This window comes from Nocardioides sp. Root140, from assembly GCF_001426745.1.
In the GTDB taxonomy this organism is placed as follows: Bacteria; Actinomycetota; Actinomycetes; order Propionibacteriales; family Nocardioidaceae; genus Nocardioides.
In genome coordinates this window covers 693337-716305 of record NZ_LMFI01000001.1, presented here as the reverse complement: position 1 = coordinate 716305, position 22969 = coordinate 693337, and the positions used below count along the sequence as shown (strand labels likewise).

The window sequence follows — 22969 nt, the reverse complement described above, 5'->3', positions numbered from 1 at the left end:
CTCCCCCTCGTACATGCACTGAGCTGGGCTCAGCGGAGGGTTCAGGCGTTGGCGTAGTTGAACAACTGGCTCTGCGGAACCGGCTCCGAGCCGGAGTTGTATGCGCTGACGCCACCCACAATGGATGCCGCAGCAAGGCCTGCACCGACAAGTGCAGAGATGATGATGTTCACAGTTCCTCCCGAACCATTTCCCTCTTGTGGCGGACACGATACATGCCGGATCCGAGAATCACGCAGATCGCGGCGAACCAGCTTGCCGCGGCGAGTGTGACGGCGGCGATCACGACGGTCCTGCGAGCCGAGCCTGGCCCCTCCACGCTGCGGCGCCCATCGCTCGCGGGCGGGGCGCCCAGATCCACCAGACGCAGCCACTCGCCGTCGTGCACGACGTTGCCACGAGGAACCATCGGGTGACCGTTGTGCTTCTCCACCAGCACCCATCTCACGCCGAGTGCACGCAGTTCGCCTGCAGGGTCTGGCGATTCCAGGGCAGCGGCCACCCCGGCCAGTCGGTCGTCCTCACTGTCCAGCACGGCCGACCCCAGGAAATGGCGGTCGTCGATCAGCACCTCGCCGGGGAAGAATCGCGGGGCCGGATCGAGCATCGCGCGCAGGGCGTTCCACTCGAAGCCGCGATAGCCACCGTGCCACGGCAGCACGACCACGGCACCGTCGTCGGGGTCGGCGGCCGGCCAACTCTCGGCCACCTCCGTCCACTCCTGCGGATACCGCACCGGTTCGAGATCACCGGAGAGACCCCACGCCATGCTGGGCAGGGCCGCCACGGGCACCATGGCCAACGCGCCCGCGGCGATGACGAAGGCCTCCCTCCCCGGGACGGCGCGCACACGCAGGGCGTGCACCGCATGGGCGAGCCCGAACGCGATCACCAACGCGGCAGGTCCGAGGTAGCGCTGCGAGTCCCGCAACAGACCCAGTGACGGAAGGTGCAGTCCGGCCGTGTCGAGGGCGTCGGCCACCGGGCCGACTGACGGGAGTGCGGCGACGAGCACTGCCGCCGCACCGACCACGAGGAGCGAGCGCACCAGGACCGGCGAGGTGTGACGGCTGCGCCAGGTCGACCACACTGCGACCAGCGTGAGGGCCAGGGAGAGCAGCACGACCACAGGGACCGTGCGTTCCTGGGGAACGACGGAGGTCTTCCAGATCCCCCCGAGGGTGAGCACGCTGGCCAGGGTGCCGAGGGGCGACTCCCCCTTCGCTGCGAAGGCGGTGAACTGTCCGTCCGTGGCGGTCAGGGACTCGGTGGCCACGAGCGAAGGAACGATCCAGGGAAGGTTGACCAGCAGCCCGGTGGCCGCCCAGCCGAGGAACACCGTGCTCCGTGCACCTCCTACGACCAGGACCACCCCGCTGAGCGCGCACGCCAGGAGTCCGGCGGCCGGGGCACAGGCGGCCGACAGGCCCATCAGCACGAAGAAGACGGCCCCGTCACGGCGAGTCGGGCCAGGAGACCCGGTCAGTTGCAGGGAGGCAAGGAGGAGCCACGGCAGCAGCAGGTACCCGACGACCATGGGCCACTGGCCGATGGAGAGCCGCTCGAAGACCCATGGGTTCCAGAGGTAGACCAGCATCGCCGCGAACCTCGCCACTCCCGACAGGTTGCCCACCAGACGCGCGATGCCCAGTGCCCCGGCGAGCAACGCCCCCACCAGCACCATCTTCTGAACGAGGTCCCCCGACACCATCTGACTCAACAGCCAGACGATCGCGTCCCCGGGCACGAAGCGCGGAACCGCTCCGTCCAGTCCGAGCCAGGCGTCCTTCCAAGGTTGGTCCGGTGTGAAGATCATGTCGCCCCGCAGCGCATAGCCGCGGTGGAACAACACCGGGCCGAGCATCGCGACCGCCAGCACGGCCGCACCGATCAGGTCGACCGGGCGCAGGCCTTCGGGGTGACTCGTCTCAGCCGTCATCGCGAACCCCGGGCAGCGCGGCGCCCATGGCCAGCACGAACCCGAATCCAGTGACCACGTTCGCGGCACCGCGCACCATCAGCGGACCGTCACGGAGCTGCCACGCCGCGACCAGGCTTCCGGCCGCCAGCGCGACGGCGGCGACCGGAAGTGCCCAACGCCCGGTCCGTGTGAGCACGGCGACGCCGAGCACCACGGCAGCGGCCAGCGCAGGCAGCCCTCCGAGGACCCAGGCGAGCGCGATGCCGACCACCCCGAGCACCACGCGTCCGGGCCTGGTGGCCAGGGCCGATCGAAGTCGGCCCTGCCGCCTCGGGGCGGGCGTGCTGGCCGCCTCCAGGGCGGCGTACGGCCGCAACCGCGTGCGGAAGACCAGGATCACCGCGAGCAGCAGGACGAGGGCGGAGTAGCCGAGGCCGCCGAACAGGACGGCCACGTAGCGGCGTTCCGGCGCGTAGGTGATCTCGACGCGGCCGGCCCCACCCTCGGGGATCCGCCAACCCTGGGCCCAGCCGTCCACCATCTGCACATCGAGCTCACGGCCGTCGAGGGTGGCCTTCCACCCGCGGTTGAAGTTGCGGGTGGTGGCGAGGATCGACGCCTCTCCCGGACCCACCGCCACGGTCTGGTGGGTGTCGTCGTCACGGGTCAGCTTCATGGTCCGCGTCGCCGGCCTCGGATCGCTCGGTTCCTTGCCGCCGATCATGCGCAGCAGCACGGGCTGGAACTGTGCGGTCGACTTCACCTGGATCCGGTGCTCGCCGGCCGAGAGCGCGATGTCCTTGCCGCACAAGGCGATGCCCATGGGCCCGGACGACGAGACGTCACCCATCAGGCCCGTCACCTTGGTCTTGTGCTCCACGCCGTCCACGAAGACCGGCGGTCCGAAGCCACAGATCGCTCCCGTCGGGTCGGCCCCGCGGTAGGGCACGCCCACCTTCGCCGGGTCGAGCGCGATCTCCGCCAGGCCGATTGGGGAACCGTCGCGTCGCGGGTTGGTGAAGGTGATGGAGAGCTGACTGGTGTGCAACGGCTTGAAGTAGCCGAACTGGGTGAGGTCGACGACGCGTTCCTCGCGACCCGCCCTCAGCACTGCCCGCGTGGGCGCGATGGCCGGTCCGGCCGGCGGCGAGACGGCGATGCGCCGGATGGTCTGCGGCCGCTTCCACGTGAACGTCAGGGTCGGCGCGGTGTCTCGCCGGTCCGCCATCCAGCTCGTGGCACCGGAGGTGTCATAGGCGAACCGCGCGGACACCGCGGGGTCGGAGTCGAAGGTCGAGCTTCCACGGACCGTCGCGGGCAGGTACCACGCATCCAGGAGACCGACCGTGGCCGGACTCGGCCGGGCGGCGGCCACGCCGGTCAGCGACCAGGTCCCGGTCGTGGGGACGCTGAAGGTGCGATCGATCCCGCTGCTCTCCTCGGAGCGACGGAACCGGTTCGGGTCGCAGTCAGGGGCGAGCAGCGTCGTGATGCAGGAGCGGGTCTCGGACCGGGCCGTGAACAGGTAGTCCACGTCGGGCTTCTGGACAGACTCGGGCACCACCAGGGTGCGACTCGCCGGGAGCCCGGCAGCAAGCACCTCGCTGATGGACACGAATCCCGTGTGCTCCTTGCCGAACACCTTGTCCACCTCGACACGGAGCCGGTCACTGCGCACACCCCCGAGGTTGCCCGACGCCACCCCCGTGAACGGGTTGACGTCGATCGTGATCGACTTCTTGCCGGCCGTGACCCGCCAGCGAGAGACGTCGACTCCCCGCCCGTCGTTGACGGGGGTCGTCACCTGGACGTCCTCGAGCACCCTCACCTTCGAGTAGCGGACCTCGAGCCACTGCTTCAGCACGTCACGGAAGTTGCCGGAACGCCATGCCGTTGCGTCGTCGCCGTCGACCGCGGCGTACGGCGCGTTCTCGGGCAACGCCCGTCCGAGGTCGACGCCCCAGGCCTGGGACGAGGAGGCGTCGACGTAGTCCAACCCGTCGAAGCGGGCGACGACCGGGCGCGAACCCTCGTTCGCGGGGTAGTTGCTGACCCGGCGATCCAGTCGTTGCGGTTCGTCGAGAGCCTTCACGGCTCCCTCGGCGTCGTGCACACGTCCGAAGTTGCGTTCCCTGAGGCGGTACTCGTCGCCCACCACGTCGGCGGGCGCGTCCCAGCCGTTGTCGCCGCGCACGATGGCGATCTCGCCGTCGCGGACCAGCCCGGCACCCACCGCGTTGATCGCATCCGGGCTCGCGCCCGCCACAGTCACCACATTCCGTTCCGGGACGAGGGAGACCTCGGGCGCCACGGGTGTGGTCACCCGATAGATCTCCACGCCTGGCCCGTAGTCGAGGGCGCCGAACTGGGCGACCCGCTCGAGCCCACGCGAGCGAGCCAGCGCGATCGCCACCAGGCTCGACGACGTGGCCTCGGCGACGACCGGATCGAGGTCATGGCGGACCACGACGTGGTCGATACCCAACCTGCTGAGCATCGTTCCCAGGTAGGCAGAACCGGTGCCGCTCTCGAGGAGCTCCTCCAACCGGCTCTGGATCCGGATCGTCTGGGGCAGCGCGAGCGGCACCTGTGACCTGGTCACCCAGGGCGTGGTCGCGACCGACTGCATGGGCTCGTCCTGCGTCCACCCCCAGGTCTGGACGCCGAACCCTGTGCCAGGGACGATCCACGCCCGTCCGTCGCCCGGCTCCTTCTCCAGGAAGTCGGCCGTCTGGTGCCAGTAGCGGGGAGTCTCCGACCAGCCGGGCGTACGCAGGTTGAGTGCCAGTGCCGGCTGCGCCATGAACAACACCGCAATGCCGAGCACCACCACCCCGGCGTAGGACCGCCGGAGTGAGACCAGCGCTCGTGGCCCCGGTGTCGAAGCGCGCAGGGCCGACTGCCGACGGGCCAACAGCTCACTCGCGAAGGCGCCCACACCGATCGCGAGCGGCAGGCGAACAAGGGGGTCAGCCTTGCTGACATTCCTCAGCAGGGCGAGGACGCCGTCCAGCAGGTCGACGAGGAGGGGGGCCAACGGGCTCTGCTGCGGAGAGAGGTGGGCGGCCGTCAGACAGACCATTCCCAGGCCGAGGGACAGGAGGAACGGGTTCCGCCAACGACTGCGCAGGCGCACCAGGCCGACGACGCCGATGGCCGCGATCAGGCCCGAAACGACCACCAGCAGGGGGTCGAAGGCGTACTCATATCCGGCAGGCCAGTTGGGCTTGTTGCCCTGGTAGAGATAGCCGACCCAGTTGTCCGCACCGCGAAGAGCCGGTTCGTAGCCCGTGGTGGTCGTGGTGGTACGGGCGTCTTCGACGTAGTCGAAGAAGGGCGGGGAGTACGCGTTGAGGCTGAGCAGCGACGAGGCCCACCACCAGCTGGTGGTGACCAGCAGGCCCAGCCACCACCACACGGTCGAGAGCGGGACGCGGCCGGCGCGCACGCCGAACACGAGCACGATGAGGACGAGAGGCAGCCCGGCGGCCGTCGCGGTCCCGTTGACCGAGCCGGCGAACATGAACGCGGCCACGGAGAAGAGCGCGGCCCTGCGATGCCCGAGGCTGCCCGTGATCGCCATGACGATTGGCAGCAGGACCCACGGCAGCACTGCAGTGGGCAGGATCTCCGCACTCCGGGTGGCCACCTGGCCGAGCAGACGCGCGTTGAGCGCGAAGGCCATGCCCGCGATCCAGGCCGGCCAGGGGTCGAGACCGATGGCGCGTGCCACCCGCCGGGCTCCCTCGGCCGCGGCCACGATGATCAGCAGCGACCACAGCCGCTCGGTGATCCACGGCGGAACGCCCATGAGGTCGAACCCCAGGAAGAACGGGCCCTGCGGGAACAGGTAGCCGTAGGCCTGGTTCTGCAGCTCCCCCATGGTCATCTGGGGGTTCCACAGGGTGGTCGCCCCGGCCAGGAACTTCCCCGGCGCCTCGATCAACGGCGTCTTGGTGTCGTTGGTGATCTTGCCGAACTGCTCGAGCATCCCCGCGCCGAGCAACACCAGGTACACCGCCAGCGATGCCCAGGTGGTGGGGTGCAGGGGGCGGAATCTCATGGCGGCACGACGGTATCCGATGGCGGGGCTCCTCCCGACACGAATCGGTCGCGTTGTCGGCATGTGACAGACTCCGCGACGTGGTGAAGTTGAGGGAGCGCCTGCCGGCATGGGTGGTCGGTGGCAGTTCGATCGCGGTCGCCATCGGCATCATGAATGTCGCGACGTACGGCTTCACGATGGTCGCCGCGCGACTGCTCGGGCCCCAGCCGTACGGCGCACTCGCGAGCCTGATGGCCACCCTGCTGGTCTTCGGCGTGCTGCAGCTCGGGCTTCAGGCCACCGCGGCCCGTCGCATCTCCGCCGATCCCGGCCACGTCGGCCAGATCGAGCACACGATCATGCGGGTCACCTATCGTGCCGCGCTACTGCTCGGCCTCCTCCTGCTCGTGCTCACGCCGGTCATCAACTACGTGCTCCGGCTCGACAACCTCTTGGTCTCCGCACTGGTGGGGGTCTCCGCCGTGCCGATGACCGTGATGGGCGGCCAGGCCGGCATCCTCCAGGGAGAGCGCCGCTGGCTGCCGCTGGCCCTGGTGTACGTCGCCAACGGTGTGCCCCGCCTGCTGATCGGCCTGGCCCTGGTCGCCTGGGAGCCGACGGAGCTGAACGCAATGCTGGCCGTGGTCATCGGCCAGTTCGCCCCCGTCGTGGTCGGCTGGTTCGCGCTGCGCAAGGTGCGCCACCCGGGCGAGCAGAGCGACCGGCACGCGGCTCGCCCGATGGCCCGCGAGGCGATCCACAACTCCCAGGCCCTGTTCGCGTTCTTCGCGCTCTCCAACGCCGACGTGATCGTGGCCCGCAACGTGCTCGACTCCCACGACGCCGGTCTCTACGCCGGCGGGCTGATCCTCACCAAGGCGGTGCTGTTCCTGCCGCAGTTCGTGGTGGTGCTCGCCTTCCCTGCAATGGCCTCGGCCAGCGAACGACGACGCGCCCTGACCCGCAGCCTCTCGCTGGTCGCGCTCATCGGCGCGGTCGCCATCATCGGCTCGGTCGTCCTGTCCGGGCTGGCGATGGTCTTCGTCGGTGGCGACGACTACTCGGAGATCCAGTCGAAGCTCTGGCTGTTCGCCATCCTCGGCACGGCACTCTCGATGCTTCAGCTGCTGGTCTACTCGGTGCTGGCCCGCCAGGGGCAGCGTTCGATCTACCTGGTCTGGGCCGCGCTCGCGGTCCTCGTCGGCCTCGGCATGACCGCGGTCAGCAGCCTCGAGGGCCTGCTGGCGGTCGTGGTCGCCACGGACGCCGTGCTGCTCACCGTGCTCTTCGCGCTCAGCCTCTACCTGGTGCGCACCCCGGTCGAGGAGCCCGCGCAGGTCTGAGCTCGCGCGGCCGGCTCGATCGCGGCCAGCGCGGCCGACCCGGCTGTGGCCCGCCCGGTCAGTGCGCGGCTTCGTGCCAGCTGCGGCCCGTACCGACGGAGACGTCGAGCGGGACGGCCAGGTCGGCGGCCGAGCCCATCTCGCGGCGTACGAGCTCCTCGAGCGCGTCCTTCTCCCCCGTGGCCACCTCGAAGACGAGTTCGTCGTGCACCTGGAGCAGCATGCGTGAGGCCAGGCCGGCGTCGGCGATGGCGGTGTCGACGTTGAGCATCGCCACCTTGATGATGTCGGCCGCCGAGCCCTGGATCGGGGCGTTCAGGGCCATCCGCTCCGCGGCCTCCCGCCGCATCCGGTTGTCGCTGTTGAGGTCCGGCAGGTAGCGGCGGCGGCCCATGATCGTCTCGGTGAACCCGGATCCGCGGGCCTCGTCGCGCAGACCACCGAGATAGTCGCGGATGCCGCCGAAGGTCTCGAAGTACTCGTCCATCAGGCCCTGCGCCTCACCCGGCGTGATGCGCAGCTGCTGGGAGAGTCCGAACGCGGAGAGCCCGTAGGCGAGCCCGTAGTTCATCGCCTTGATCTTGGCCCGTTGCTCGACCCCGACCTCGTCGGCGGGCAGCTCGAACACCTTGGCCGCGGTGATCGAGTGGAAGTCACGACCGGAACGGAACGCCTCGATCAGCTGCTCGTCGCCGGACAGGTCGGCCATGATGCGCATCTCGATCTGGCTGTAGTCGGCGGTCATCAGGCACTCGAACCCGTCGCCGACGACGAAGGCCTCGCGGATGCGGCGGCCGGCCTCGGTGCGGATCGGGATGTTCTGGAGGTTCGGGTCGGTGCTCGAGAGCCGCCCGGTCGCCGCGATGATCTGGTTGTAGGTGGTGTGGATGCGGCCGTCTCCGGCCACGGTCTTCAGCAGGCCCTCGACGGTCTGGCGCAGCCGGATCACGTCGCGGTGACGCAGCAGGTGCTGGAGGAACGGATGCTCGGTCTTCTCGTAGAGCGACTGCAGCGCGTCGGCGTCGGTGGTGTAGCCGGTCTTGGTGCGCTTGGTCTTCGGCATGTCGAGCTCGTCGAAGAGGACCACCTGCAGCTGCTTGGGCGAGCCCAGGTTGATCTCCTTGCCGATCACCTCGTAGGCGTCGTCGGCGGCGGCCCTGACCTGGTCACCGAAGTCGGACTCCAGGCCCTCGAGGTAGTCGGTGTCGACGGCGATGCCGGTCTGCTCCATGCGGGCGAGGGTGCGGACCAGCGGCAGCTCGACGTCGGCGAGAAGGGCGGTGCCACCGTGCTCCTCGACGGACGTGTCGAGCGCGTCGGCCAGGTCGAGGATCGCGCGGGCGGTCAGCATCGCGACGTCACTCGCACCGCCGTCGTCGATCGTGTCGAAGCTCAGCTGGTCGGCGTCGCCGGTGTCCTGCCGCAGCTCGCGCTTGAGGTAACGCAGGGTCAGGTCGGCCAGGTCGTAGGAGCGCTGGTCGGGTTGCACGAGGTAGGCAGCCAGCGCGGTGTCGACGGCCAGCCCGCGCAGCTCCCACCCGCGTGCGGCGAGGGCGAGCGCGGGGCCCTTCGCGTCGTGGAGCACCTTCGCCCGCGACTCGTCGGCGAACCATGCGGCGAGCGCCGCGTCGTCGTCGGGAGCAACCTCCGTGGCGTCGACCCAGGCCGCCCGCCCTGAGGCGGTGGCCAATGCGACCGACACGACGTCACCGGTGCCGGCCCGCCAGCTGCCCTGGACCGAGACCCCGACCCGCTCCGCACCGCCGGCATGCTCCTCGAGCCACGCGGCCACGCTGCCCGGCGCGAGCCGTTCACCCTCGAGCTCGAAGCCCTCTTCGGAGACCTCCTGCTCGGTCTCGGGGTCGATCGTGTCGATGAGTCGGGTGCGCAGCTCGCCCCGGAACTCGAGCTCGTCGAGCAGCTCGAGCCCGGTCGTGCGGTCCCAGCCCTGACGCGCCATCTCGCCCGGCCGCACCGGGAGGGTCAGGTCGCGCACCAGCGCGTTGAGGTGGCGGTTGCGGATCACGTCGCCGAGGTGCGCGCGCAGCGCCTCCCCCTTCTTACCGGTGATCTCGTCTGCCCGTGCGATCACGTTGTCGAGGCCGTCGTACTCGTTGATCCAGCGGGCGGCGAAGCCCGGGCCGACGCCCGGCACACCGGGCAGGTTGTCGGAGGTCTCGCCCACGATCGCCGCCAACTCCGGGTAGCGCTGCGGCGGTACGCCGTACTTCTCCTCGACGTAGGCGGGCGTGAGCCGGGCCAGGTCGCTGACGCCGCGCATCGGGTAGAGCACCGTCGAGTCGTCGGTGACCAGCTGGATCGAGTCACGGTCGCCGGTGAGGATCAGGACCTCCATGCCCTCGGCCAGGGCCTGCGTGGTCAGCGTGGCGATGATGTCGTCGGCCTCGAAGCCGTCGAGCTCCATGTGGATGATCCGCAGGCTGTCGAGCACCCGCTGGATCAGGGGCAGCTGGCTCCGGAACTCGTCGGGAGTCTTGTTGCGCTTGGCCTTGTACTCGGCGTACTCCGCGAGGCGGAACGTCTGTCGGGACTTGTCGAACGCGACCGCCACGTGGGTCGGCTGCTCGTCGCGCAGCACGTTGACCAACATCGAGGTGAACCCGTAGACCGCGTTGGTGTGCTGGCCCGTGGCGGTCGAGAAGTTCTCGACCGGGAGCGCGAAGAACGCCCGGTAGGCGAGCGAGTGACCGTCGAGCAGGAGCAGACGGGGACGGGCAGGGCTGGAGGCAGCAGTCTCGGACACGCGTCGACTCTATCCAGTGGCGGGGACGGTCGGGCCCATGGGCACAATGGCCGCATGAGCGACGCGACCGCACCGAAGTCCCTGGCCGATCTCAGCATCGAGGAGTTCGTGGCTGCCATGCCCCAGGGCATGGGCAAGCTCAACGAGACGATGGGCATCGAGATCAAGGAGATCTCCGAGGACCGCATCGTCGCGACCATGCCTGTCGCCGGCAACACCCAGCCCTACGGACTGCTGCACGGCGGCGCTTCCGTCGTCCTCGCCGAGACCCTCGGCTCCATCGGCTCGGCGATCCACGCCTGGCCCGACAAGGTCGCCGTGGGCGTCGACATCAACGCCACGCATCACCGAGCCGTGACCTCCGGAGTGGTGACCGGAGTGGCCACGCCCATCCATCAGGGCCGGAGCATGGCCGCCTTCGAGATCGTCATCTCCAACGAGGCAGGCAAGCGGGTCTGCACCTCGCGGATCACCTGCGCGCTGATCCCGGCTGACCGGGTCTGACGACCCTCAGACGGACTCGCGCTGGCGGCGCAGCGACCTGCGCTGGGCCAGCACCTGTCCCAGCGGCTGGCGGTGGCCGACGGCATTGGCCGCCGGGCGGCGGACCGTCAGCTTCGCGCGTACGACGTGGGTCGGCGCCACGCGCAACACTGCCTGGGGGGCCAGCGCCATGCGGGCGAGGAAGCGGTGTGCGTCGCGCGAGTTGCTCAGTGACGCGCCGGCAACGTGGCCGATGCCGCGTTCCTCGGCGTACTGGACCGCGGACTCCATGAGCGCACGGCCGACGCCGCGACGCCGGAAACTGGGGTGCACGTGGGGCGAGATCGCCTGCACGACCGGCTCGAGATTGATCGGCGACAGCACGCTCAGGCGCAGGTAGATCGCGCCGGCCACCGCTCCGTCGCACTCCGCGACGACGACACGGTCGTCGTCACTGGCGGTCGCGGCCTCGATGATGGCGACCATGTCATCCGTGGCGGTTCCCACGGAGGGTCGCCGCATCAGATCCGCCCACAGCCCGACGAGATCGTGGGCGTCCGCCGTCGTGGCGTCACGCAGCACTACCTGCGATCGACTCATGGTCCTGCCTTCCTCACCCCAACACCCCGAACGTCTGGAGACTACGCTCAGCAACCCATCATTGTCATAGGAGTCCCCACTTGACCGGATTCGGCCCGGGCGCGGGCACCGTCGTGAACGTCCTTGCCGTCCTCCTCGGGGCGGGCATCGGCGTGCTGCTCGGCAACCGTCTGCCCGAACGCACCCGCGACCTGGTCACCGACGCCCTCGGCCTGGTCACGCTCCTCATCGCCGCCGACAGCGCACGCGCGGCCTTCTCCCCCGCCCTCGCCGACCACACCGGCAAGGGCGCACCTCTGCTGATCGTCCTCGGCTCCCTGCTGGTCGGTGGGATCATCGGGTCGCTGCTCAAGCTGGAGCAGCGCGTCGAAGGCCTCGGCGGCTACCTGCAGCGGCGTCTGCAGGGCAGCGGGTCCACCGCGGAGCGGCACCGCTTCATCGAGGGGTTCGTGACCGCGTCCCTGATCTTCTGCACCGGGCCGCTGACCATCCTCGGAGCTCTCAACGACGGCCTGGGCAACGGCGCCGACCAGCTGCTGCTCAAGTCCGCCCTCGACGGATTCGCCGCCATCGCGTTCGCGGCTGCGTTCGGGTGGGGTGTGGCGGCGAGCGTGCTCACCGTGGTCGTCGTGCAGGGCTCACTGACCGGACTCGGGGTGGCGCTCGGCGACGTACTGCCCGAACCGCACCTGGCCGCGATCACTGCGGCCGGCGGCCTGCTCCTCGTCGGCGTGGCGCTGCGCCTGCTGAGGATCCGCGAGGTCGCCGTGGCCGACCTGCTGCCGGCGCTCTTGGTGGCTCCGCTCCTCGTCACGGTCGTCCATGCCGTGGCCTGACCGGTGATCGATGCGGATTCGTTGCAAGGTCGTTGCCTCAGGAGGGTGCCGGAGCCGTCACGAACCGGTCTACTGTGACTCAGCGATCCGTTCAGAGTGTGACCCGGGTCACGCTATAGTCCCCGCAGATCATTTGACCCCCATCTCGGCCACGCCGACAGGAGCCCCATGCACGTGCGACTGCTGCGAGTGTCGCTGCTCATCCTTCCCATGTTGTTCATGCTGCTCCTGGGCACGGGACTCTCCGGCGCGTCGGCGAGCCCGTCCGCGGACGACACCGCCGCGTCGGACGCACCCCCGGTCGCATCGGACAACGCGGAGACGGGCTGTCAGCTGACGAAGCCGCCGGACGACGAGACCCTGTCGATCTACGGCCTGATCTGCGACCGGCGCGAGAGCCCACGCGTCCCGGTCCCCGACGTCACCGTTCTCGTCAAGGACGCCTCCGGGAACGAGATCGGCCGCAGTGTCTCCGGGCCGGACGGCAGCTTCGTGATCGATCTCCCCGGTGAACCGATCAGCTACCTCGGCAAGACCTACGCGGTCAGCGTCGACAAGGCGACACTCCCCGAGGACACCGAGCCCGAGAAGACCGACCTCAAGATCGCCATCAACACCGACACCGACCAACCGGTGATCTTCCCGGTCGGGGCGGCCGGGCCCGGCGCCGAGGGCAAGCTGATCCAGGCCATCCAGCTGACCATCACCGGCCTGGTCTTCTCGGTGCTCCTGGCGATGGCCTCCCTCGGCCTCTCGATGATCTTCGGCACGACGGGCCTGACGAACTTCGCCCACGGCGAGCTGATCACGTTCGGTGCGCTGGTCGCTTTCGCGGTCGACAACCTCGACGGCGAGATACGCGTGGGGGGTGCCAACGTCACGATCATTGTGGGCGTGCTGGCCGCGTTCCTCGTGTCGGGGCTCTTCGGCTGGGTCAATGACGCCGGGCTGTGGCGACCTCTTCGCCGACGCGGCAGCAGCCTTGTCGCGATGATGATCGTGAGCATCGGCCTCTCGATCTTCCTGCGCAACGTCTACCAGTACTTCGCCGGCGCCCAGGCCCGCAACTACTCCCAGTACGCCGCCATCGAGCCCTGGGAGTTCGGATCGCTCACCGTCACCAGCCGTGACGTGGTTGTCTTCGTCGTCGGCATGGGCGTCCTGATCCTGACCACGAGCCTCCTGCGCTACACCCGGCTCGGCAAGGCGACCCGTGCGGTCGCCGACAACCCGGCACTCTCCTCCGCGACCGGCATCAACGTCGAGCGCGTGATCAGCATCGTGTGGATCGGCGGAGCGGCGCTGGCCGGCATGGCCGGTGCTCTCCTCGGCGTCACCCAGGGCTTCGACTATCAGATCGGGTTCAAGCTCCTGCTCCTGGTGTTCGCCGCCACGGTGCTGGGCGGGCTGGGCACGATCTGGGGAGCCATCGTCGGCGCGTTCGTGATCGGGCTGTTCACCGAGCTCACCACGCTGTTCATCCCGGCCGAGTTCAAGTACGTCGGTGCGCTTCTCGTACTGATCGTTGTCCTGTTGATCCGGCCACAGGGACTCCTGGGCCGCGCCGAGCGAGTCGGCTGAGGAGGGAAGACATGGACTTTCACAATCTTCTGACGCTGTCCCTGCAGCAGGCCCTCGGGCCCACCGCGGTGATCTACGCGCTGGCCGCAATCGGACTCAACGTGCACTTCGGCTACACCGGGCTGCTCAACTTCGGCCAGGCCGGTTTCATGATGGTCGCCGGCTACGGCATGGTCTTCGTGGCCACCGAATGGGGGCTGAGCCTCTGGCTCGGCACCCTGGTCGGGCTGGTCCTCACAGTCATCCTGGCGCTGCTTCTCGGCCTGCCCACCCTGCGACTCCGGGCGGACTACCTTGCCATCGTCACGATCGCCGCGGCCGAGATCGTTCGACAGACGATCGGTGCTGCCAAGTTCTCCGACAAGTTCGGCGGCCAGGACGGCCTCACGGGCTTCATCCAGCCGTTCCGCGATGCGAACCCCTTCAGCGGCACCAAGGGCATCCCAGGCGTGGTCACGTGGAGCGCCTTCGACTTCTGGGTGATGACCGTCGGCTGGCTGCTCGTGGCGCTCAGCTGCGTGGTGGTGTGGCTGCTGATGCGCAGCCCCTGGGGCCGCGTGCTGAAGTCGATCCGTGAGGACGAGGACGCCGTACGCTCCCTCGGCAAGAACGTGACCTCCTACAAGATGCAGGCGCTGATCATCGGCGGCCTCTTCGGCGCGCTCGCCGGCTTCATGACCGCGCTGCGGTCTGCCTCGATCGGTCCCTCGTTCTTCGCGACCGACGTGACCTTCTTCGCCTACACCGTGCTGCTCATCGGCGGAGCCGCCCGCGTGCTCGGTCCGGTCGTCGGATCGATCATCTTCTGGTTCCTGATCTCGGCACTCGGCATCTTCTTCAGCCAGGCGACCAGCGGCACCGATCCGCTGATCCCCGCCAGCATCATGGACTCCACCCAGGCCAGCCTGATGCGCTTCATCTTCCTGGGCCTGGGACTGATGCTGCTGATGATCTTCCGACCACAAGGGATCTTCGGCGACCGAAGGGAGTTGGCCATCGATGCCCGCTGAGACCAGCCTGCCCACCAACATCGAGGCTGCCAACGAGGAAGGCCTGGCCCGCTCCAAGGCTGCGCGTGCAGCCCTGGCCGACGTCAAGACCGAGCCGGGGGCGGCCAAGCCGGACCCGATCCTGCGTGCCGACGGCATCGTGCGCCAGTTCGGTGGCCTCCGCGCCGTGGACGTCGACCACGTCGAGGTGCAGCGTGGAGTCATCACCGCCCTGATCGGCCCGAACGGTGCCGGGAAAACCACTTTCTTCAACCTGCTCACCGGCTTCGACCGGCCTGACGAGGGTGAGTGGTGGTTCAACGACAAGAAGCTGAACCGGGTGCCCGCCTACAAGGTGGCCCGCATGGGCATGGTCCGGACCTTCCAGCTGACGAAGGTGCTGGCCCGGCTCACCGTGCTCGAGAACATGCGCCTCGGCGCCACGGGGCAGCGCGGCGAGAGTCTGCTCTCCGCCATGTTCCAGCCTCGATGGGCCGGCCAGGAGGCCGCGAACACCGAGCGTGCGCACAACCTGCTCGCCCGGTTCCTCCTCGACAAGAAGGTCCAGGACTTCGCAGGCTCACTCTCCGGCGGCCAGCGCAAGCTGCTGGAGATGGCGCGGGCGCTGATGACCGAACCCGAGCTGGTCATGCTCGACGAGCCGATGGCCGGGGTCAACCCCGCCCTCAAGCAGTCGTTGCTGGGCCACGTGAAGTCACTGCGCGACGAGGGCCGCACGGTCCTGTTCGTCGAACACGACATGGACATGGTCCGTGACATCTCCGACTGGGTCATCGTGATGGCCCAGGGCCGGATCGTGGCCGAGGGCCCCCCCGACTCGGTGATGGCCGACCAACGCGTGATCGACGCCTATCTGGGTGCGCACCACGACGTGGCGCTGACGTTCGAGGAGGAGGAGAAGATCCTCGCCGCGGCCGAGGCGGAAATCGAGGAGGAGCAGAATGACTGACGACGCCCTGACACCCGAACGCAGCCAGCACCTGGATGCGGCCGACGGTGCGGTGCTGCGCGCCGACGACCTGATCGCCGGCTACCTGCCCGGCGTGAACATCCTCAACGGCGCCGACCTCTACTGCCACAAGGGCGAGCTCGTCGGGATCATCGGCCCCAACGGTGCCGGCAAGTCGACCCTGCTCAAGGCCCTGTTCGGTCTCGTGAAGGTCTCGACCGGCACGGTGATCCTGAACAACGTGGACGTCACCAACGAGAGGGCCGACAAGCTGGTCACGGCCGGCATCGGGTTCGTCCCCCAGACCAACAACGTCTTCCCGTCGCTGACCATCCAGGAGAACCTCGAGATGGGGTCCTTCCAGCGTCCGAAGTCGTTCAAGAAGCGGTTCGAGTTCGTCGGCGAGCTCTTCCCGGCACTGCTGGACCGCCGGGCCCAGCGCGCCGGCTCACTGTCGGGCGGTGAGCGCCAGATGGTGGCCATGGGCCGAGCACTCATGATGGAGCCGTCGGTGCTGCTGCTCGACGAGCCGTCGGCCGGCCTCTCCCCCGTGATGCAGGACGAGGTCTTCGTGCAGACCCGGCGGATCAACCGAGCGGGCGTCTCCGTGGTCATGGTCGAGCAGAACGCCGCGCGGTGCCTGCAGATCTGCGACCGGGCCTACGTGCTCGACCAGGGCCGCAACGCCTACACCGGCACCGGCCAGGCCCTGGCCAACGACCCCAAGGTCATCGAGCTCTACCTGGGCACCCTGGCCAAGCACTGACCTGACCTCACGGTCACGTACGCCGTACATTCCGTTCGCGCACCGCGAGCACACAAGAGGGGCCCGGCCGAATCGGCCGGGCCCCTCTTGTGCTTGGTGCTGTGACGGATCAGTTCGACTGCGGCACGACGCCGGAGACGTTGTCGATCTCGTCGTACTTGTTGCCCTTCTTGTACTCGTAGATGCCGTAGGAGCCGGCAACCAGCGAGCCCGAGTCGGTCATGTCGGCCGCGCCGGACTTGCCGTCGTAGTCGATGTCCTCACCCTTGGCCAGCAGGTCGGCACACTCCTTGAACTCGGTGCACTTGGTGCCCTCGCGGGTGACGTCGACGATGTTCGCGCCGATCGTCGTACCGGAGTCGTCCTTGCCGGCAACCGCGGCCAGCGCACTGATGATCACGGCGTCGTAGGACTCGGCGCCGTAGGTCAGTGTGTCGGAGACACCGGGCTGCTGCTTGAGCCGCTTGATCAGTTCAGCGTTCGGGGACGCGGGTGCCGGCGACGTGCCGATCACACCGGTGAGGTCGAACCCCTTGTAGCTGTCGGACAGGTTGCCGTCCACGAAGTAGATCTGGACGTCCTTGGGACCGTACCCCTTGGCGATCAGCTGGGGAATGATCTTCGAGGTCTCGTTGAACGACACCAGGACGATCGCGTCGGGCTTCGATGCGGCGACCTTGTTCACCTCGGCGGTGAAGTTCTGCGCGTCAGCAGAGTAGAGCGTGAAGTCGCTGACCGTGGCGCCCTTCTCCTTCAGCACCTCTTCGACGCGCTTCGAGAGGCCCTCACCGTAGAAGTCCTGACGACCCATGATCGCGACGTTGCTGTGGTCGTCCTCGACGATGCGGTTCGCCAGGATCTCGCCCTGGAGGATGTCGGAGGGCGCGGTGCGGAAGTAGAGCCCGTTGTCGTCGTAGGTGTCGAATCCGGCCGCGGTGTTCGCGGGCGAGAACTGCACCACGTCACTGCCGGTGATCTTGTCGATGACGCTGACCGAGACACCGGAGGCAGCCGCACCGACGATGACGTCGGACTTGGCAGCGAGCAGCTTGTCGACCTCTGCGCCCGCGATGTCGGGTGTGCCGTCGCCCGAGTCGGCCTTGGACTGGACGACCTTCTTGCCGTTGACCCCGCCAGCGGCGTTGATGTCGTCGACTGCGAGCTGCACGCCGGCGAACTCCGGCGGGCCGAGGAACGCGAGGTCGCCGGTCTGCGGCAGCAGGGTGCCGATGGTGAGCGTCCCGTCGCCCTTCTTGGCACCAGTCGAGGACTTGTCGTCGCTGGCGGTCTTGTCATCGCCGCTGTCGTCGCTGCCACAGCCAGCCAGTGCCAGCGAGCCCACGAGAGCAAGTACAGCGAGACGCGCGAATTGTGTGGGGCGCTTCATGAAGCCTCCGGTTCATCTTTGTGGCGCCGACGGCACACCGCCGCCGAATCTGTAACGAAATTAGCGCCAAACAGGACAGTGGCGACCAAGCACGCAACCTCGTTGCCAAGTTGTGACCTGCGCGACACCGGTCGTTACAAGGAGCTCGAGCCCGGCCCGTGCTCGACCACGCCGTCGGAGACCTGCTTCATCGAGAGCCGGAGGTCCATCGCGGTCTTCTGGATCCACCGGAAGGCGTCGGGCTCGCTGAGTCCGAGCTCCTTCTGCAGCACGCCCTTGGCGCGCTCGACCGACTTGCGGGTCTCGAGGCGCTCGGTCAGGTCGGCGACCTCGGACTCCAGCGCCGCCAGCTCGGTGAACCGGCTCACCGCCATCTCGATGGCCGGCACCAGGTCGTTGCGGGAGAACGGCTTGACCAGGTAGGCCATCGCACCGGCGTCACGGGCCCGTTCGACCAGGTCGCGCTGGGAGAAGGCGGTCAGCATCAGGCACGGCGCGATGCGCTGCTCGGCGATGCGCTGGGCGGCGGAGATGCCGTCGAGCTTGGGCATCTTCACGTCGAGGATCACCAGGTCGGGGCGCAGCTGCTCGGCCAGGGCCACGGCCTGCTCGCCGTCGGCGGCCTGACCGACGACGTCGTACCCCTCCTCACCCAGCATCTCGGCGAGGTCCATGCGGATCAGCGCTTCGTCCTCGGCGATGACGACGCGGCGGGCGGGGCTGGCGCTGGGCTGTTCGGTCACGGCGTCAAGACTAGTGGGTATCGCCGGAGGTTCGTTGGGGGTGGCCCGTGCTCTGGGTGCGTGCATCGCAAGGCGGAGGAGCGAAGGCGGGGCGGAGCCCCGTCGAGTCTCCGACAACGCCGCGAGGTGCGTGCACAGGGTGCGGGACACACGACGAACCTCCGGTGGTGCCCACTCGGGCGCTCGGCCGCGCCACGTCGAAATCAGACTGGTCACGAGTGGCGGCCCGCCGGAACGCCCGCGTCTCCGTCGGGTAACCTGTGCACGCTTAGGCCCCGGTATTCCAACCGGCAGAGAAGATCGGCTCAAAACCGATACAGTGTGGGTTCGAATCCCACCCGGGGCACACAATTCGTTGACTCGGCGTCCTCGCTGTCGGTGGTCAACTCCATGCTGGACGTATGGTTCACGTCCGCCCCATCGAGACCGTCGAGAGCGCCTTGCGCGCCTCAGATGCGGGCATGGGCGACGCCGAGAACGCGCTGCTCCACGGCGTTGCGATCAAGACCATCCGCCGCTGGCGGCGGCTCTACCAGAGGCGAGGACTTCCGCGCGGCCAGGGCCACACCATCGCTCCGTGCCCCAGGTGCGGATCAGAAGTCCTCGATGAAGTTGCCTACGCGGAACTTCTCGGGTGGTACCTGGGCGATGGTCACCTCATCCTCGCCCGCCGCGGCGTCTGGACCTTAGCCATTTTCAACGACCTGAAATACACCCAGGCAAACGCTCGTCTTCTCGACCTCATGCGGCGAGTGAAGCCAGGCGGACGCCCGCACACCAGGGAAAGACCAGGCTGTCTCATCACGGCGATGGGGTGGAAGCACTGGCTGTGCCTGTTCCCGCAGCACGGACCCGGCCGCAAGCATGAACGTTCCATCACCCTCGAGTCGTGGCAGCAGGAGATCGTGGACACCCACCCGGCCGACTTCCTGCGCGGCCTGTTCCACTCCGACGGTTGTCGGTCCAAGAACTGGGCCTCGAAGATCGTCGCAGGAGTGAAGAAGCGTTATGACTACCCCCGGTGGGAGTTCAGCAATCGCTCAGACGACATCCACGCCCTGTGTGGCGCGGCCCTCGACCGACTCGACATCCCGTGGAGGCGGTCAGGAAAGTTTCATCTCTCGGTGTCACGACGTGACGCAGTCGCCGCCCTTGACGAAGCGATCGGGCTGAAGTGTTGAACTGGTCAGCGCTTGCGCTGGTACGCCGGCGCCATCATGTTGACCTGGCCCATCATCTCCTCGGGGTGCTCCACGAGCGACCACGATCGTGCAGGTGTCGAGTTGTGACACCGATTTTCGCGCAGAAGCGACCCGGATCATGCACGTGCATGATCCGGGTCGTGCGCGGGCCGACCGTGGTCAGCGCGTGCGCTTGTACGCCGGGGCCACCTCGTTGATGGCATCGCCGATGCGGTGGATCCGCAAGGCGTTCGTCGAGCCGGGGATGCCGGGAGGCGAACCGGCGATGATCACGACGAGGTCGCCTTCCTTGACCCGGCCGATCGACAGCAAGGCCTCGTCGACCTGGCGCACCATCTCGTCGGTGTGCTCGACCGCGGCGGTCTTGAACGTCTCCACACCCCATGTCATCGACAGTTGGGAGCGCACCTTGGCCTCGGGGGTGAACGCCAGGATCGGGATGTGCCCGCGGTAGCGCGCCAGACGACGGGCGGAGTCACCGCTCTGGGTGAACGCGACGAGGTACTTCGCCCCGACCCGCTCCCCCACCTCGGCGGCGGCCTTCGCGATGACGCCACCGCGGGTCTTGGGGTTCCAGTCGATCGCGGTCATGTGCTTGAGGCCATGGTCCTCCGCCGAACCGAGGATCCGCTCCATGGTCTGGACCGTGATGATGGGGTACTCCCCCACGCTCGTCTCACCGGAGAGCATCACCGCGTCGGTGCCGTCGAGCACGGCGTTGGCGACGTCGGACGCCTCCGCCCGGGTCGGCGCCGGAGCCGAGATCATCGACTCCAGCATCTGGGTCGCCACGATCACCGGCTTGGCGTTGCGACGGGCCTTGTCGATGACCCGCTTCTGCAGGAACGGCACGTCCTCGAGCGGGCACTCGACGCCGAGGTCGCCACGCGCCACCATCAGCCCGTCGAAGGCCTTCACGATCTCGTCGAGGTTGTCGATCGCCTGCGGCTTCTCGATCTTGGCGATCACCGGCACGAGCACGCCGACCTCCCGCATCACCTCGCGAACGTCCTCGACGTCCTTCGCGTTGCGGACGAACGACAGCGCGATGAAGTCGACGCTGAGGGACAGCGCGAACCGGAGGTCCTCGATGTCCTTGGTCGACAGTGCCGGCACCGACACCGCGACGCCGGGCAGGTTGATGCCCTTGTGGTCGCTGACCTTGCCGCCGACGACCACCTCGGTGTTGACCGTGTCGCCCTCGACCGACACGACCTTCAACCGCACCTTGCCGTCGTCGATCAGGATCGGGTCGCCGGCCGACACGTCACCGGGCAGTCCGGCGTACGTCGTGGACGCGATCTCGTTGTTGCCCGGGACCTCGCGCGTGGTGATTGCCCAGGCCTGGCCCTTCTTCAGCTTGACCGGACCGTTCGGGATCAGGCCGAGGCGGATCTTGGGGCCCTGGAGATCAGCAAAGATGCCGACGCCGTGCCCGCTCTCGTCGGAGGCCTTGCGGACGAGCTCGTAGCTGCGACGGTGGTCCTCGTGGGTGCCGTGGCTCATGTTGAGCCGGGCCACGTCCATGCCGGCGTCGACGAGTTGGCGGATGGACTCGGGGGACGACGTGGCGGGCCCGAGGGTGCACACGATCTTTGCTCTACGCACGAACCAAACCTACCGGTCGGCGTGAACGTGGGAGCAACGGCTCGTTCACACCGGACGATCAGGCAGTGCACACCCGAGGCCGTCGAAGGCTGCATCCGACCACGCCAGGAAATGACCGACCCGTCGTGAGTTTCGAGAACTCACGACGGGTCGGTCAGAACTGGCGACGGGTCAGACGACGAGCGGACGGGCCGTCGGCGGGATCGGCGCCGGCAGGGTCGTCGATCCGGTGAGGAACTCATCGACGCCGGCGGCCGCGGCACGGCCCTCGGCGATCGCCCACACGATCAGCGACTGCCCGCGACCGGCGTCACCGGCCACGAAGACACCCTCGACCGAGGAGGCGTACTTGTTGTCCCGGGCCACGTTGCCGCGCTCGTCGAGCTCGACACCGAGCTGGTCGATCAGGCCGTCCTGCTCGGGTCCGACGAAGCCCATCGCGAAGAGCACGAGCTCGGCGGGGATCTCCCGCTCGGTCCCCTCGATCTCGGTCAGCTTGCCGCCCTCGAAGACCACGTCGACCAGGACCAGGGCCCTGACGTTGCCGTCGTCGTCACCGAGGAACTCCTTGGTGGAGACGGCGTACACGCGGTCGCCGCCCTCCTCGTGGGCCGAGGAGACCTTGAAGGTCATGGGGTACGTCGGCCACGGCTGGTTGCTCGGCCGTGCCTCGGGCGGCTGCGGCAGGATCTCGAGCTGGGTGATCGAGGCAGCACCGTGGCGGATCGACGTGCCGAGGCAGTCGGCACCGGTGTCGCCACCGCCGATGATCACGACGTTCTTGCCGTCGGCGCGGATCTGGTCCGAGCCATCCGATGTCGCAGGCTCGCCGAGCGAGGCCCGGTTCGACTGGGGCAGGAACTCCATGGCCTGGTGGATGCCACCGAACTCGCGTCCGGGCACCGGCAGGTCACGGGCCTTGGTCGAACCCACGGCGATGACCACCGCGTCGTACCGACCGCGCAGCTCGTCGGCAGTGATCTCCGCACCCACGTCGACACCGGCGCGGAACACCGTGCCCTCGCGACGCATCTGCTCGAGCCGCTTGTCGAGGTGCTTCTTCTCCATCTTGAACTCGGGGATGCCGTAGCGCAGCAGCCCACCGATCTTGTCCGCGCGCTCGTAGACCGCGACGGTGTGACCGGCCCGGGTCAGCTGCTGGGCGGCGGCCAGACCGGCCGGACCGGAGCCGATCACGGCCACGGTCTTGCCGGAGAGCCACTCGGGCGGCTGGGGCCGGACGAAGCCGGACTCCCACGCCTTGTCGATGATCGAGACCTCGACGTTCTTGATCGTCACCGGGTCCTGGTTGATGCCCAGGACGCAGGCGGTCTCACACGGCGCCGGGCACAACCGACCGGTGAACTCCGGGAAGTTGTTGGTCGCGTGGAGACGGTCGATCGCGCCTTCCCAGTCGTCACGCCAGACCAGGTCGTTCCACTCCGGGATGATGTTGCCCAGCGGGCAGCCCTGGTGGCAGAACGGGATGCCGCAGTCCATGCAACGGCCGGCCTGCTTGGTGATGATCGGAAGCAGGGCGCGGCCGACGCCGTCGGGGTAGACCTCGTTCCAGTCCTTGACCCGCTCGTCGACGGGACGACGGGTCGCGACCTCGCGGCCGTCCTTCAGAAAGCCCTTGGGGTCAGCCATGATTGGCCCCTTCCTGGTGAGTTCCGGGGATGCGATCAGCCACAGGTGGCAGAGCCTGCTCCATGATGCGCGTGACGACCG

Annotated in this window: 17 protein-coding genes and 1 tRNA gene; 9 read left to right on the top strand and 9 right to left on the bottom strand. The window is 68.3% G+C overall.

The genetic code is table 11. From position 1 onward, the window contains the following. Window positions 1-41: 41 nt before the first annotated feature. From ASD30_RS27740 to ASD30_RS03460, 3 genes are read right to left on the bottom strand one after another with little or no spacing between them, the layout of a single operon-like run. On the bottom strand, window positions 42-173 hold the full coding sequence (locus ASD30_RS27740; RefSeq protein WP_268788275.1) for a hypothetical protein: 132 nt from the start codon (window positions 171-173) through the stop codon (window positions 42-44). Then, a complete protein-coding gene (locus ASD30_RS03465; RefSeq protein WP_056676949.1) occupies window positions 170-1939 on the bottom strand; it encodes a hypothetical protein in 1770 nt (589 codons plus the stop codon). Before ASD30_RS03465 ends, ASD30_RS27740 begins: the two co-directional genes overlap by 4 nt. Further along, the gene (locus ASD30_RS03460; protein WP_056676946.1) at window positions 1929-5984 is read right to left on the bottom strand and encodes an alpha-(1->3)-arabinofuranosyltransferase domain-containing protein; all 4056 of its coding nucleotides are present in this window, start codon (window positions 5982-5984) and stop codon (window positions 1929-1931) included. The genes ASD30_RS03465 and ASD30_RS03460 overlap by 11 nt, the downstream gene beginning before the upstream one ends. Before the next feature lie 80 nt (window positions 5985-6064). Between ASD30_RS03460 and ASD30_RS03455 the strand changes: the two genes are divergently transcribed. Further along, entirely contained in the window at window positions 6065-7309 is a 1245-nt protein-coding gene (locus ASD30_RS03455) for a lipopolysaccharide biosynthesis protein (protein ID WP_056676943.1), read from the top strand. 58 nt (window positions 7310-7367) lie between these two features. Here the strand turns inward: ASD30_RS03455 and polA are convergent, their stop codons facing one another. Further along, window positions 7368-10073 carry a DNA polymerase I gene (gene polA / locus ASD30_RS03450; protein ID WP_056676940.1) on the bottom strand — a complete coding sequence of 902 codons (2706 nt, stop codon included), beginning with the start codon at window positions 10071-10073 and terminating at the stop codon, window positions 7368-7370. Between the two features lie 54 nt (window positions 10074-10127). On the opposite strand from polA, the gene ASD30_RS03445 reads away from it, so the two are divergent. After that, window positions 10128-10577 (top strand): hotdog fold thioesterase, encoded by a 450-nt coding sequence (locus tag ASD30_RS03445; protein WP_056676938.1) that lies wholly within the window; start codon window positions 10128-10130, stop codon window positions 10575-10577. Window positions 10578-10583: 6 nt separating this feature from the next. Here ASD30_RS03445 and ASD30_RS03440 read toward each other — a convergent pair whose 3' ends face one another. After that, window positions 10584-11156 (bottom strand): GNAT family N-acetyltransferase, encoded by a 573-nt coding sequence (locus tag ASD30_RS03440; protein WP_056676936.1) that lies wholly within the window; start codon window positions 11154-11156, stop codon window positions 10584-10586. Window positions 11157-11236: 80 nt separating this feature from the next. Here ASD30_RS03440 and ASD30_RS03435 point away from each other — a divergent pair, with 80 nt between their 5' ends. The 5 genes from ASD30_RS03435 to ASD30_RS03415 all read left to right on the top strand — a co-directional run bounded on the left by ASD30_RS03435 (window position 11237) and on the right by ASD30_RS03415 (window position 16298). Continuing rightward, window positions 11237-11992, top strand: coding sequence for a DUF554 domain-containing protein (locus ASD30_RS03435; RefSeq protein WP_056676934.1), 756 nt, complete (start codon window positions 11237-11239; stop codon window positions 11990-11992). Between the two features lie 168 nt (window positions 11993-12160). Further along, window positions 12161-13573, top strand: a complete 1413-nt coding sequence (locus ASD30_RS03430; protein WP_056676931.1) for a branched-chain amino acid ABC transporter permease — start codon at window positions 12161-12163, stop codon at window positions 13571-13573. Between the two features lie 11 nt (window positions 13574-13584). Next, a complete protein-coding gene (locus ASD30_RS03425) occupies window positions 13585-14583 on the top strand; it encodes a branched-chain amino acid ABC transporter permease (RefSeq protein WP_056676928.1) in 999 nt (332 codons plus the stop codon). Beyond that, the gene (locus ASD30_RS03420) at window positions 14573-15532 is read left to right on the top strand and encodes an ABC transporter ATP-binding protein (protein WP_056676925.1); all 960 of its coding nucleotides are present in this window, start codon (window positions 14573-14575) and stop codon (window positions 15530-15532) included. Before ASD30_RS03425 ends, ASD30_RS03420 begins: the two co-directional genes overlap by 11 nt. Next, window positions 15525-16298 carry an ABC transporter ATP-binding protein gene (locus tag ASD30_RS03415; protein WP_056676922.1) on the top strand — a complete coding sequence of 258 codons (774 nt, stop codon included), beginning with the start codon at window positions 15525-15527 and terminating at the stop codon, window positions 16296-16298. The genes ASD30_RS03420 and ASD30_RS03415 overlap by 8 nt, the downstream gene beginning before the upstream one ends. A gap of 109 nt (window positions 16299-16407) precedes the next feature. Here ASD30_RS03415 and ASD30_RS03410 read toward each other — a convergent pair whose 3' ends face one another. Beyond that, window positions 16408-17640 (bottom strand): ABC transporter substrate-binding protein, encoded by a 1233-nt coding sequence (locus ASD30_RS03410; RefSeq protein WP_235532490.1) that lies wholly within the window; start codon window positions 17638-17640, stop codon window positions 16408-16410. A gap of 179 nt (window positions 17641-17819) precedes the next feature. Further along, window positions 17820-18428 carry an ANTAR domain-containing response regulator gene (locus ASD30_RS03405; RefSeq protein WP_268788274.1) on the bottom strand — a complete coding sequence of 203 codons (609 nt, stop codon included), beginning with the start codon at window positions 18426-18428 and terminating at the stop codon, window positions 17820-17822. Window positions 18429-18700: 272 nt separating this feature from the next. Here ASD30_RS03405 and ASD30_RS03400 point away from each other — a divergent pair. Together ASD30_RS03400 and ASD30_RS03395 are read left to right on the top strand one after the other, a co-directional pair. Continuing rightward, a tRNA-Leu gene (locus ASD30_RS03400) sits at window positions 18701-18774 on the top strand. Between the two features lie 55 nt (window positions 18775-18829). Further along, a complete protein-coding gene (locus ASD30_RS03395) occupies window positions 18830-19609 on the top strand; it encodes a hypothetical protein (RefSeq protein WP_056676915.1) in 780 nt (259 codons plus the stop codon). 180 nt (window positions 19610-19789) lie between these two features. On the opposite strand, the gene pyk is transcribed toward ASD30_RS03395, so the two are convergent. Then, complete coding sequence (gene pyk / locus ASD30_RS03390; RefSeq protein ID WP_056676913.1) at window positions 19790-21238, bottom strand: pyruvate kinase; 1449 nt, start codon at window positions 21236-21238, stop codon at window positions 19790-19792. Between the two features lie 171 nt (window positions 21239-21409). Then, complete coding sequence (locus ASD30_RS03385) at window positions 21410-22888, bottom strand: glutamate synthase subunit beta (protein WP_056676910.1); 1479 nt, start codon at window positions 22886-22888, stop codon at window positions 21410-21412. Window positions 22889-22969: the final 81 nt, after the last annotated feature.